Here is a 12,861-nt window from a genome sequence, read left to right on the forward strand (position 1 = left end):
CGCGGATCACCGCGACGCCGCGAGACCGCGAGGGCGAGCGGGCGGGCTCCTCGGCGTGCGGCGCCCGGGCCCCGGCACGACGCGGCACGGCCCCGGAAGACGTGTCTTCCGGGGCCGTGCCGGGCGCGCGGTGCGCACCGGCGTTCCTACATCTCGGGAGCGCTCACACCCGTCCGGGTGAGGGCCTCGACCACGGCGTCCACCACGGCCTCGACGTCGGGCACCCAGGGCGCGGCCGAGCCGGGCAGCGGAGCGCGCTCCCAGCGGACCCCGCCCTGCGCGGTCACGGACGGGGGCAGGGCGAGGTAACCGCCCTCGCCGTGGAAGCGGAGGGAGCCGGGGACGAAGTCCTTGGCGTACAGCAGCTCGCCCAACTGCTCCATGGAGTAGGGCTTCACCAGGATCGACCAGCGGGCCGGCGAGGCGACGACCGGGCCGAGCCGCATGCCGCGGCGGTCGAGCGCGTCGAGGGCGCGGGCGGCCGGCAGGGCGGGCAGCGAGACCGCGCAGGGGGCCTTGCCCCCGGTGGCCAGGATGACGGGGGCCGCCGGCCGGTTGCTCCACCACCAGCGCACCATGCGCGCGTCGGTCGTGGCGGCGAGGAGGCCGGGATCGAAGGGATGGGCGCCCGGCACCGTGCACTCGGGGTCGGGGCAGCCGCAGCGGGACCTGCCGCCCCGCGGATCCGCCGCCACGCCCGGGAGTACGGGCCACTGCCATTCCGTGGCGAACGTCAGGGCCGCGCCGATCAGTTCCGGCCCTCCGTCACCGCGCCGGGACAGGAGCCTGCGTCGCCTTCCGAGGATCTCGCGCATGAGCGCTCGTTCCTTTCCGTTGCACGCCTGGCAACACCGTGGTCCACATCACAACATGTGTCGATCGCTTCACTGTGCGTACCTGTTGGCGCATCACACCCCCGCCCCGGGCAGGGGGAGCCCCCACGGGCCGAGCAAGGGCTGCCTCCGCGGCCGTTCCACCCCTACCGCGTCGGTCGGAAGTACGGGTGCGGCGTGGGGGTGGCGAAGTCTGGCGTTTGCCGTCGCGCGTGGTTCTCTCCGCCTCCGCCACGGGAGGATGGGGCAGGGTCGTCGGTGGTTAAGACGCCCGGGTCCGTCACCAGGTTCCCGGGTGGCTCTCCACCACCCCTGGCCTTCACCGAGTACGTACCCATCACGACCGTCGTGACGCTCCGTCGAGCAAGCCCAGTCGACCGCAATACGCCTCCCCCTGAGGCAGTTTCAAGCCAACTTCATATTTCGGCAAGGGGTCTGCGGGGACTTCTCTCCAGTCCCACGGACACCAGGAATCCCAGCAGGACAATGCTGGACATCTCCTCACGAGTACGTGTACATGTGGAGACACTGCCGGTGACGCAGAATGACATGGGGGTTTGCGATGCTTTTGAGCAGTACGCACCGGTCGGAAAGCCGGACACCATGAACGCCCCGCACCCTCCGAAAGTGGCCGGAATCGATTCGACGGTTCCGGCGCCCGCACACACTGTCGCGTCCGCCGCGGCGGGCACCTCCGCCGCCGCACCGGCACACCCCCAGCACGCACCGGGCGCGCTGCTCCAGGACCGTCTCGCCGGATGGGTCTCCGACCTCACGACCCTCCACGAGCTCACCGAGCGCCTGGCGCGCGTGAACGCGCTGGACGAGGCGCTGCAGGAACTGCTGCGCGCGGGCTCCGCGCTGGTGGGCGCACGGCGCGGGCTCGTCGCCCTGGAACCCGCCGACGGCCTCGGTCCGGACACCACCGTCGGCCTCGGCCTGGCCCGCGCGGACCTCGGCCACATGGAGACGGTGCCGCGCGGCTCCCTGGCCCACGGCAGGATCCTGGACGGACTGCCCGGCGCCGACGACGGCGTCGCCGAGCCCGACCTGTTCGCCGAGAAGGGGCTCGACCCCCGGCACCGCGAGGTCGCCGCGCGCCTCGGCTACGCCGCCAGCTACGCCCTGCCGCTCACCACCGGGACGGCCGGCCGCCTGGGCGCCGCGGTGTGGTTCTACGACGAGCCCGCCGAACCGTCGAAGCGGCAGCGCCACCTCGTCGGCCTGTACGTCCGCCACGCGGCCGAGCACCTCGCCCGGCTCCTCGAGCTCGAGCGCACCCGCGCGCGCATGGCCACCCTGTCCGAGGGGCTGCTGCCCTCGCGCCTGCCGCGCGTCACCGGCGTCCGGCTCTCCGCCCGGCACGCCACCTCACCGCACGGGGCGGCGACTGGTACGACGCGCTGCCCCTGCCGGACGCCGCGCTCGGCCTCGCCGTGGGGTCCGTCACCGGGTCGGGGCCCGGCGCGGTCGCCGCGATGGGGCGGCTGCGGGCGTCCCTGCGCGCGTACGCCGTGATGGAGGGCGAGGATCCGGTCGCCGTCCTGTCCGACCTGGAGCTGCTGCTGCGGCTCACCGAGCCGGCCCGGTCGGCCACCGCACTGTTCGGCTACTGCGAGCCCGCGCTGCGCAGGATCACGCTGGCCGGGGCCGGGCACTGCCCGCCGCTGCTGCTCGGCGAGCGGCGCACGGAGTTCGTGGAGACCTCCGTCTCCGCCCCCCTGGGGATGCTGGCCTGCTGGGAGGCGCCGAGCGTGGAGGTCCACGCGGAACCGGGGGAGACGGTCCTGCTCTACACCGACGGGCTGCTGCGCCGCACCGGCGATCCCACCGACCGCGCCTTCGCCCGGCTGCACGCGGCGGCGGCCGGGGTGCCGAGGGCGCTGCGCCGCGACCCCGGCGCGATCGCCGACCACGTCCTGCGCACGATGCTGTCCCCGGGGGCGGACACGGCGGACTCCGCGGAGGACGTGGTGCTGCTGGCGGCGCGGTTCGAGTAGCCGCCGGACCGCGGTGCGGTCATCCTCCGTGCGCCCTCGGTAACAGGCCCTTCCCCGCTTCGGCCGTTTCCGCGCGACCGTACGATGATGGGGTCCCCCTGCTCGGGCGAGGCCGAGAGCCGGGGGAGGTCCAGTGCCGTACCGAGGAGGATGACTGTGGCCGAAGAGCTCCCGGAGACCCCGGAGACCACTGAGGAAGAGCCGATCAAGCAGCGCAAGAACGGCCTGTACCCGGGCGTGTCCGACGAGCTCGCCGAGAACATGAAGAGCGGCTGGGCCGACACCGAGCTGCGCGACCTGGAGCCGATCCCCCAGGCCGCCGAGACCGCCGCCCGCCGCGCCGCGCTGTCCGCCCGCTTCCCGGGCGAGCGCCTGGTCGTCCCCGCGGGCAACCTGAAGACCCGCTCGAACGACACCGACTACCCCTTCCGCGCGTCGGTCGAGTACGCCTACCTCACCGGCAACCAGACCGAGGACGGCGTCCTCGTCCTGGAGCCGACGGCCGACGGCCACAAGGAGACGATCTACCTCCTGCCGCGCTCCGACCGGGAGAACGGCGAGTTCTGGCTGGACGGCCAGGGCGAGCTGTGGGTCGGCCGCCGCCACTCCCTCGCCGAGGCCGGGACGCTGTACGGCATCCCCGCCTCCGACGTCCGCGAGCTGGCCGGCGCGCTGCGCGAGGCCACCGGCCCGGTGCGGGTGGTGCGCGGGTACGACGCCGGGATCGAGGCGGCGCTGACCGACAAGGTCACCGCCGAGCGCGACGAGGAGCTGCGCGTCTTCCTCTCCGAGATGCGGCTGGTCAAGGACGACTTCGAGATCGGCGAGCTGCAGAAGGCCGTCGACTCCACCGTGCGCGGCTTCGAGGACGTGGTGAAGGTCCTCGACAAGGCCGAGGCGACCAGCGAGCGCTACATCGAGGGGACGTTCTTCCTGCGCGCCCGGGTGGAGGGCAACGACGTCGGCTACGGCTCCATCTGCGCGGCCGGCCCGCACGCCACCACCCTGCACTGGGTGCGCAACGACGGCCCGGTCCGCTCCGGCGACCTGCTGCTGCTCGACGCGGGCGTGGAGACGCACACGTACTACACGGCCGACGTCACGCGCACGCTGCCGATCAGCGGCCGGTACAGCGAGCTCCAGAAGAAGATCTACGACGCCGTGTACGACGCCCAGGAGGCCGGCATCGCGGCGGTGAAGCCGGGCGCCAAGTACCGCGACTTCCACGACGCCGCCCAGCGGGTGCTGGCCGAGCGGCTCGTCGAGTGGGGTCTGGTCGAGGGCCCGGTGGAGCGGGTGCTGGAGCTGGGTCTGCAGCGCCGCTGGACGCTGCACGGCACCGGCCACATGCTCGGCATGGACGTCCACGACTGCGCCGCCGCGCGCACCGAGACGTACGTCGAGGGCACGCTGGAGCCCGGCATGGTGCTCACGGTCGAGCCGGGCCTGTACTTCCAGGCCGACGACCTGACCGTGCCCGAGGAGTACCGGGGCATCGGCGTCCGCATCGAGGACGACATCCTGGTCACCGAGGACGGCAACCGGAACCTGAGCGCCGCGCTGCCCCGGCGGTCGGACGAGGTCGAGGCGTGGATGGCCTCCCTGAAGGGCTGACCGCGGGACGAGGGGCCGGGCACGAACGGGTGCCCGGCCCCTCGTCCGCTGTTCGTGCGCGTCCGGACGTCGTTCGCGCGTGCCCGACTGCTGTTCGTACGCGTCCGGCCACTGTTCGTGCGTGTCCCGCCGCTGTTCGTGCGCGCCGCGCCGGGGGGGCGGGACGGCCGGGCGTCGCTACACCGCGGCCAGCGGGGCGCCCTCGCGCCACTTCAGGATCTTGTCGAAGCTCACCACCGCGCCGCCCCGGTCCGCCTTGTTGCCGATGTGGACGTGGTCGGCCAGCTCCTGGATGAGGCAGAGTCCCCGGCCGTGCTCCGCGTCGGACGGCGCGGGGCGGGCCGGCGGGCGGGAGCGGCCCGCGGCGCCGGAGGGGAAGCCGGGGCCCGCGTCGGTGACCTCGATGCGGCACTTCTCCCCGTCGAGGTAGGCGGTCACCCGGTACTCCCCCGAGCCGTCGCCCCGCGCGGCGTCCCCGCCGTGCTCGACGGCGTTCGCGCAGGCCTCGCTGAGGGCGACGGAGAGGTCGTAGGAGACCTCGGGGTCGACGCCCGCGGTCTCCATGGTGCCGAGCAGCAGCCGCCGGGCGAGCGGCACGCTCGCGGGATCGCGCCGCAGATGGAGTGACCACCAGATGCTCATGCTCCAGCCTCCCGGCCGCGGCTCGACATACCGTTACGTATTGCCCTGAGTACTCACTTGTAAGCGTGAAGTTGACGTGACACCGCCCATACGGCGGGTGTGTCGCAAAGCCGATCGGTGTATGTGGGGCAGGCCGTGGCAGAGGTGATCTTCCGGTCGTACCTCATCTTGCGGACCTGCCGTACGGCGACCGGGGGGCCAGTGCGATGATGAGCCCGCCATGACTGCCCCCCACGCGCGCACGACGCGCTCCGGACGAGGGCTCCGGATCCTGCGGGCCGCGGTGTTCGCCGCGGTCTGCGTCGTGCTGGCCGGGGCGGGTCACAGCCTCGCCTCCTGCGCCGCCGTTCCGCTGTGGACGCTGGCCGCCGGGTTCCTCGCGGCGGTCGCGGTCGCCGCGCCGCTCGCCGGACGCGTGCGTTCCGCGCCGGGGATCGCGGTGCTGCTGGCGGCCGGCCAGACGGCGCTGCACACCTTGTTCGGCCTCGGGCAGCACGGCACCGACGCCTCCCTCACGGGTGCGTCGTCCGCCCTCTCCGACGCCGCACTGGTCGAACAGGCCGCCCGGCTGATGTGCGGGCCCACCGCGGCGGCGATCAGCCCCGCGCAGGCCCACCGCGTCCTCGCCGACGCGGGCGTCCACCCGGGCACGGCGCACACCCCGGCGGACGCCCTGTCCACCGCCGCGGGTTCCCCCGCGTCCCTGCTGCCGTCGCTGCCCATGCTGCTCGGCCACGTCCTCGCGGCCATGGCCGCGGGCTGGCTGCTGCGCCGCGGCGACCTGGCCCTGCTGCGGCTCACCGAGCTGTCGGCGCACGGCGTCGCCGAGGGGGCCCTCGTACGGTCCCTGCGCGTGGCGCTCGCCCTGGTGCGCGCCCTGCGCGCCGGGCTCCCCGGAGCGCCGGAGGCGGGCCTGCGCGCGCCGCGCACCGCTCTGCTCGCGCCGCCCGCGCCGCGCACCGCCGCGCTCCAGCACACGGTGATCCGGCGCGGCCCGCCGGCCGCCGTCACCGCACTCGCCCTCGCCGCCTGACGCGCCGCGACCACCACTCCGCCACCACCGGGTTCACCGGCCGGGGAGAGGGACGCCGGCGTGCGGCACCCGCGTGTGCGTCCGGTTCCGCAGCGCCCGGGTCCTCCCCCGGCACGCCGGGAGGGCCGGGAGGGACCACGAGGTCCTCCCCGCCACGGGCGCGCGTCCCTCACCTCCAGCCGAACCCCAACCGAAGCGGAGTGCTTCTGCCATGAAGGCTTCCCGTATCGCAGCCGCCGGTGCCGTCGCCGGTGCCGCCGTCCTCGCCGTGTCCACCCCCTGCTTCGCGCACGTCAGCGTGCAGCCCGACGGGGAGGCCGCCAAGGGCGGTTACGCGGTCGTCGACTTCAAGGTCCCCAACGAGCGGGACAACGCCTCGACCACCAAGCTCGAGGTCACCTTCCCCACGGACCACCCGCTGGCCTCCGTGATGCCGCAGCCGGTCGAGGGCTGGGACATCAAGGTCACCAAGTCCGAGCTGGACAAGCCGCTCGAGCTGCACGGCAAGAAGATCAACGAGGCCGTCACCAAGGTGACCTGGACCGCCGACGGCGACGGCATCGAGCCCGGCTTCTTCCAGAAGTTCCCGGTGTCCGTCGGCACGCTGCCCGAGGACGCGGACGAACTCGTCTTCAAGGCCCTGCAGACGTACTCCAACAAGGAGGTCGTCCGCTGGATCGAGGTGCCGCAGGAGGGCCAGGAGGAGCCCGAGCACCCGGCTCCCGTCCTCGCGCTGTCGGAGGCCTCCGAGGACGGCCACTCCCACGGGGCCGCGGACGACGAGAAGGCCGAGGACGGCGCCGGATCCGCCGAGAACGCCGCCGCCGAGTCCACCACGGCGTCCGGCTCCGACTCCGGCGACTCCGGCGGCACGGACACCACCGCACGCGTCCTGGGCGTCGTCGGCATCGTCGTCGGCGCCGCGGGCGTCGCCTACGGCGTACTGGCCGGGCGTCGGCGCACCTCCGCCTGACCCCGTCCGCTTCCCAGCGGCGCGCACCGGGCCGGTCACGGCCCCGTGGCCTCCCGGTGCGCGCCGGAGCACTTACCTTCAGGACACCTTTCATGCGCAAGAAGACCTTCGCGGCGGCCGCCCTGCTCGCCGCCGCCTCCCTGACCCTCTCCGCCTGCGGCAGCGGCGGCGGTGACAGCGGCAAGCCCTTCGCCGTGGTCTCCGAGGAGGCCGGCTCCGCCGAGGCGGCCACCGTGCTCGACAAGCCGTTCGAGAAGCCGGACCTCGTCCTCACCGACACCCGTGGCGAGAAGTACGACTTCCGCAAGGAGACCGCGGGCAAGCCCACCCTGATCTACTTCGGCTACACGCACTGCCCCGACGTCTGCCCGCTGACGATGAACAACATCGCGGTGGCCAAGAAGCAGCTGCCCCAGGACCAGCAGGACGAGCTGCGGATCGTGTTCGTCACCACCGACCCCGAGCGGGACACCCCCGCCGCGCTCGGCAAGTGGATCAAGGGCATCGATCCCCAGGTCGTCGGTCTGACCGGCGACTTCGCCACCATCCAGGCCGGTGCCCGCACGCTCGGCATCTCGATCGACGCGCCGCGCAAGGACGACGAGGGCAAGGTCGTCTCCGACCACGGCACCCAGGTCATCGCCTTCTCGCCGAAGACCGACGGCGGTTACGTCCTCTACGGCGAGGACGCCACCGTCGACGACTACACCGAGGACCTCCCCAAGATCATCAAGGGCGAGAACCCGTGAGGCGCCGCGCGGCCGCGGCCCTGGCCGTGACCGGAGCGCTGGTCCTGGCCGGGTGCGACGGCCCGGGCGGTTCGGGCTCCGGCGGCACGGCGGACCTGTCCGTCGGCTCCGCCTACATGCCGCAGCCGGTGTCGGACATGGCGGCCGGCTTCCTCACCATCACCAACGAGGGGGACGCGGCGGACCGGCTGACCTCCGTCAGCAGCGACGTCGCCGGCCGGGTCACCGTGCACGAGACCGTCGACGGCGCCATGCAGGAGGCCGACGGGCTCGACATCCCGGCCCACGGAAGCCTCGTGCTGGAGAGCGGCGGCAGCCACCTGATGTTCGAGCAGCTGAAGCGGAAGCCCCGGCAGGGCCAGAAGGTCCCCGTGGAACTGGCCTTCGCCCACTCCGCCCCCGTCACGGTCGAGATCCCGGTCAAGGCGGCCACCTACACGCCGAAGGCCGGACGCACGACCGGATCCGAGACCGGACACGAGACCGGACACTGAGGGAGACACCCCCGTGACCCAGACCATCGCCCCCCGCGTGCGGACCCTGGTGCTGCTGTTCCTGGCCGTCACCGGCGCGCTCCTCGCCGGGGCCGCTCCCGCCTCCGCGCACGCCGCGCTGACCGGGAGCGACCCGGGTCAGGGGGCGGTGGTCGACCGGGCCCCCACCCAGGTCTCGCTCACCTTCTCCGAACCGATCGCGGTGAGCGACGACGCCGTTCGCGTGCTCGATCCCAAGGGCACGCGGGTCGACAAGGGCGACCCGGCCAATCCCAGCGGCACCACGTACTCCGTGCGGCTGCTCAGCGGGCTGCCCGACGGCACGTACACCGTGGCCTACCAGGTGGTGTCGGCGGACAGCCACCCCGTCGCCGGTGCCTTCACCTTCTCCATCGGCGCCCCTTCCGAGACCTCCGTCTCGGTCTCCGGGCAGTCCACCGACGACGGCCCGGTGGGCCGGCTGTACGGGCTCGGCCGGTACGTGTCGTACGTCGGGTTCGTCGTCATGGTGGGCGGCGCCGCCTTCGTCCTCGCCTGCTGGCAGCGCGGCTCCGGGGTGCGGGCGGTGCAGCGGCTGGTCGTCTCCGGGTGGCTCGCGCTCACCGCGGCCACCCTGGCGCTGCTGCTCCTGCGCGGTCCGTACACCCGCTCCGGGCAGATCGGCGACGTCTTCGACCTGACGCTGCTCGGGGAGGTGCTCCAGACCAAGACCGGCGCGGCGCTGGTGTCCCGGCTGCTGCTGCTCGCCGCGGCGGCGCTGTTCATCGCGGTGCTGTTCGGGGCGTACGAGAAGCGGGAGGACGGCGAGGAGAAGCGGGACCTGACCTTCGGGCTCGCGATCGGCGGGACGGTCGTGGCGGCCGGGATCGCCGCGAGCTGGGCCATGTCCGAGCACGCCTCCCAGGGGCTCCAGGCGGGGATCGCCATGCCGGTCGACGTCGTCCACCTGCTGGCCGTCGCCGCCTGGCTCGGCGGGCTCACCGCCCTGCTCGTCGGGCTCTACCGGGCGCCCGCCGACACCCCGGTCGACCGGGTCGCCGTGCAGCGGTTCTCGCGGCTCGCGTTCGGCAGCGTGGTGGTGCTCGTCGTCACCGGGACCTACCAGTCCTGGCGGCAGCTCGGCTCCTGGTCGGCGTTCACCGGGACCCGGTACGGGCAGCTGCTGCTGGTCAAGATCGGGCTCGTGGCGGTGCTGGTCGCGATCGCCTCCCTCTCCCGGCGGTGGACGGCGCGGCTGGCCCAGGCGCCGGCGGCAGCGAGCCGGGAAGCAGAGGAGAAGGAGCCCGCGGGTGCCGTGTCCACGAAGCGGCCCGACGCCGGGCGGGCCGGGTCCGGCGGATCCGGAGCCACCGGAGCCACCGGAGCCCGGGAGACCGGGAGCGGGGACGCCTCCGAGGCCGGGGACCGGACCGGGCCCGCGGACACGGACCGGCCCGGGGACAGCACCGGGCACGGGAAGCAGACCGGGGAGGACTCCGCGCGGGCCGCTCAGCTCGCCCGGCAGCGGGCCGCGATGGAGACCGCCCGGCAGAGGCGGTTGCGGGACGCCGACCCGAACCGCTTCGGCCTGCGCCGCTCCGTACTCGCCGAGGCGGGCATCGCCGTCGTCCTGCTCGCCGTCACCACCGTGCTGACGCAGACCGAGCCGGGCCGCACGGAGCAGGAGGCCGAGGCGGTCGCCTCGTCCTCGTCGTCCGCCGCGTCCGGCCAGGGCACCGGTGCGGTGACCCTGAACATGCCGTTCGACACCGGTGGCGAGAACGGCAAGGGCGTCGTCACGATCGACCTCGACCCCGCGCGGGTGGGCGACAACGACCTGCACCTCTATGTGGAGCGTCCGGACGGCGAGGCCTTCGACATCCCCGAGGTGAAGGTCGCCTTCACCCTCTCCGCCCAGGACATCGGCCCCCTGCCGGTCGTCCCCGACCACATCACCACCGGACACTGGTCGGCGAGCGGCGTACAGATCCCCATGGCGGGCGACTGGAAGGTCGAGGTGACCGTGCGGACGTCCGACATCGACCAGGTGACCGTCTCCAAGAACACCAAGATCGGCTGAACCACCATGGCTGACCAGTCCATTCCGCAGACCCGCACCCCGGAGGCTCCCGGGGGGACGGCCACCGCTCAGACCACCGGGGCCACCGGGAAGGGCATGTCCCGACGCCGGCTGCTCGGCACCGCGGGTGCCACCGGACTCGTGCTCGGCGCGACGGGCGGGGCGGCCGTGGGGCACGCGGCGGCACCCACCGGGACCACCCCGCTGACCTCGGTGGGTGCCGGGCGGGCGATGTTTCACGGGAAACATCAGCCCGGCATCACCGAAGGGCTCCAGGCCCGCGGCCATCTGGTCGCCTTCGACCTGGCGCCCGGCGCCGGTCGCAAGGAGGCGGCCGCCCTGCTGCGCCGCTGGTCGGACACGGCCCGTCGGCTGATGGCGGGCGAGCCGAGCGGGCAGGACGACACCGGTGTGGCACTCGACGCCGGCCCCTCCTCGCTGACCCTCACCTTCGGCTTCGGCCACAGCTTCTTCGCGCGCACCGGCCTGGAGAAACAGCGCCCGGCCGCCCTGGACCCGCTGCCCGACTTCTCCTCCGACCACCTCGACAAGGCCCGCAGCAACGGCGACCTGTGGGTGCAGATCGGCGCCGACGACGCGCTCGTGGCCTTCCACGCCCTGCGCGCCGTGCAGAAGGACGCGGGGTCGGCCGCCAGGGTGCGCTGGCAGATGAACGGCTTCAACCGCTCGCCGGGCGCCACCGCCCATCCCATGACCGCCCGCAACCTGATGGGCCAGGTCGACGGCACCCGCAACCCCAAGCCCGCCGACTCCGACTTCGGCCGGCGGATCTTCGTCCCGGAGAAGGGCGAGCCCGCCTGGATGGCGAACGGCTCCTACGTCGTCGTCCGCCGCATCCGCATGCTGCTGGACGACTGGGAGAAGCTCCCGCTCGAGGAGCAGGAGAACGTCATCGGGCGCCGCAAGTCCGACGGGGCGCCGTTGTCCGGGGGCACCGAGACGTCCGAGATGGACCTGGAGAAGACGGACGCCGAGGGAAATCTGGTCGTCCCCTTCAATGCCCACGCCAGGATCACCCGCCCCGACCAGAACGGCGGCGCGGCGATGCTCCGGCGCCCGTTCTCGTACCACGACGGCATCGACGCGGACGGGGTGCCGGACGCGGGTCTGCTGTTCATCTGCTGGCAGGCCGATCCGCTGCGCGGCTTCGTGCCGGTGCAGCGCAAGCTGGACCGGGGCGACGCCCTGACCCCGTTCATCCGCCACGAGGCGAGCGGGCTGTTCGCGGTGCCGGGCGGCGCGGCGGAGGGCGAGTATGTGGGGCAGCGGCTGCTGGAGGGGTGAGAACCCGTCCCGCGTCACCCTCCGGGGGCCTGAGGGCGCATCCGGGACCGCCGTCGGCGCGGACCCCATTAGGGTGAGGTCATGCCAGCGAGCTATGCGTATCTCGGTCCCGAGGGCACCTTCACCGAAATCGCCCTGCGCACGCTTCCCGAGGCCGCCACCCGGGAGCTGATCCCGTACGTGTCCGTGCAGTCCGCGCTCGACGCGGTCCGTGTCGGTGAGGCCGAGGCCGCCTTCGTCCCCATCGAGAACTCCGTCGAGGGCGGCATCACCACCACCCTCGACGAACTGGTCGCGGGCACCCCGCTGATGATCTACCGCGAGGTGCTGCTGTCGATCACCTTCGCGCTGCTCGTCCGCCCGGGCACCGAACTGTCGGACATCAAGACGGTCACCGCCCACCCGGCCGCCCAGCCCCAGGTCCGCAACTGGCTCAAGGCCCACCTCCCCGACGCCCACTGGGAATCGGCCGCCTCGAACGCGGACGGTGCGCGCCTGGTCCAGGAGGGCCGCTACGACGCCGCCTTCGCCGGCGAGTTCGCCGCGGCCCGGTACGGCCTGGAGGCCCTGGAGACCGGGATCCACGACGCGGAGAACGCCCAGACCCGGTTCGTGCTGGTCGGCCGGCCCGCCCGGCCCGCGGCACCCACCGGTGCCGACAAGACCTCCGTCGTGATCTGGCAGCGCGACGACCACCCCGGCGGCCTGCGCGACCTGCTGGGCGAGTTCGCCACGCGGGGCATCAACCTGATGCTGCTCCAGTCCCGGCCGACGGGGGCCGGCATCGGCAACTACTGCTTCTGCATCGACGCCGAGGGGCACATCTCCGACCGCCGGATGGCCGAGGCGCTGATGGGCCTGAAGCGGATCTGCCTTCAGGTGCGCTACCTGGGCTCGTATCCGCGTGCCAATGTGCAGCCGGGAGAGGTGCGGCCCCCGCTCCCCGGCACGTCGGACGAGGAGTTCGCGGGCGCGGCGGACTGGGTGGCGCGCTGCCAGGACGGCCGGTTCTGACGGAGGCCCGGCCCGAGCGGTATCGGCCGTCCCTGCTGATCGCCGTTGTCCACAGAAGTTATCCACAGGCCCACTTCTCGACCTGAGGACAAGTCGACAGATGGGCCCTCTTCGGTCGACACATCACCCTGTGGACCATGATCGC

10 protein-coding genes and 1 pseudogene are annotated in these 12,861 nt (G+C 73.3%); 9 read left to right on the plus strand and 2 right to left on the minus strand.

Annotation, left to right across the window (positions count from 1 at the left end; all coding sequences use genetic code 11):
* Positions 1 to 146 precede the first annotated feature (146 nt).
* Positions 147 to 815 carry a bifunctional DNA primase/polymerase gene (locus GL259_RS19465; RefSeq protein WP_159534517.1) on the minus strand — a complete coding sequence of 223 codons (669 nt, stop codon included), beginning with the start codon at positions 813 to 815 and terminating at the stop codon, positions 147 to 149.
* A 621-nt stretch (positions 816 to 1,436) separates the two neighbouring features.
* Between GL259_RS19465 and GL259_RS19470 the strand changes: the two are divergent.
* Positions 1,437 to 2,833: pseudogene (locus GL259_RS19470) on the plus strand (PP2C family protein-serine/threonine phosphatase).
* A 150-nt stretch (positions 2,834 to 2,983) separates the two neighbouring features.
* A complete protein-coding gene (locus GL259_RS19475; RefSeq protein WP_159534519.1) occupies positions 2,984 to 4,447 on the plus strand; it encodes an aminopeptidase P family protein in 1,464 nt (487 codons plus the stop codon).
* Positions 4,448 to 4,624: 177 nt separating this feature from the next.
* Here GL259_RS19475 and GL259_RS19480 read toward each other — a convergent pair whose 3' ends face one another.
* Positions 4,625 to 5,089, minus strand: a complete 465-nt coding sequence (locus GL259_RS19480; protein ID WP_159534521.1) for an ATP-binding protein — start codon at positions 5,087 to 5,089, stop codon at positions 4,625 to 4,627.
* 220 nt (positions 5,090 to 5,309) lie between these two features.
* On the opposite strand from GL259_RS19480, the gene GL259_RS19485 reads away from it, so the two are divergent.
* The 7 genes from GL259_RS19485 (at position 5,310) to pheA (ending at position 12,716) form a co-directional block, all read left to right on the plus strand.
* A complete protein-coding gene (locus tag GL259_RS19485; RefSeq protein ID WP_159534523.1) occupies positions 5,310 to 6,122 on the plus strand; it encodes a hypothetical protein in 813 nt (270 codons plus the stop codon).
* 211 nt (positions 6,123 to 6,333) lie between these two features.
* Positions 6,334 to 7,095 (plus strand): YcnI family protein, encoded by a 762-nt coding sequence (locus GL259_RS19490; RefSeq protein ID WP_159534525.1) that lies wholly within the window; start codon positions 6,334 to 6,336, stop codon positions 7,093 to 7,095.
* A gap of 92 nt (positions 7,096 to 7,187) precedes the next feature.
* The gene (locus tag GL259_RS19495; protein ID WP_159534527.1) at positions 7,188 to 7,844 is read left to right on the plus strand and encodes an SCO family protein; all 657 of its coding nucleotides are present in this window, start codon (positions 7,188 to 7,190) and stop codon (positions 7,842 to 7,844) included.
* Entirely contained in the window at positions 7,841 to 8,338 is a 498-nt protein-coding gene (locus GL259_RS19500; RefSeq protein WP_159534530.1) for a copper chaperone PCu(A)C, read from the plus strand. Before GL259_RS19495 ends, GL259_RS19500 begins: the two co-directional genes overlap by 4 nt.
* Positions 8,339 to 8,351: 13 nt before the next feature.
* Positions 8,352 to 10,397 (plus strand): copper resistance protein CopC, encoded by a 2,046-nt coding sequence (locus GL259_RS19505; RefSeq protein ID WP_159534532.1) that lies wholly within the window; start codon positions 8,352 to 8,354, stop codon positions 10,395 to 10,397.
* Between the two features lie 6 nt (positions 10,398 to 10,403).
* Positions 10,404 to 11,702 (plus strand): iron uptake transporter deferrochelatase/peroxidase subunit, encoded by a 1,299-nt coding sequence (efeB, locus tag GL259_RS19510; RefSeq protein WP_159534534.1) that lies wholly within the window; start codon positions 10,404 to 10,406, stop codon positions 11,700 to 11,702.
* An 81-nt stretch (positions 11,703 to 11,783) separates the two neighbouring features.
* Positions 11,784 to 12,716, plus strand: coding sequence for a prephenate dehydratase (pheA, locus tag GL259_RS19515; RefSeq protein WP_159534536.1), 933 nt, complete (start codon positions 11,784 to 11,786; stop codon positions 12,714 to 12,716).
* Positions 12,717 to 12,861: the final 145 nt, after the last annotated feature.

Origin of the sequence: Streptomyces sp. Tu 3180 (genome assembly GCF_009852415.1) — a bacterium.
In the GTDB taxonomy this organism is placed as follows: Bacteria; Actinomycetota; Actinomycetes; order Streptomycetales; family Streptomycetaceae; genus Streptomyces.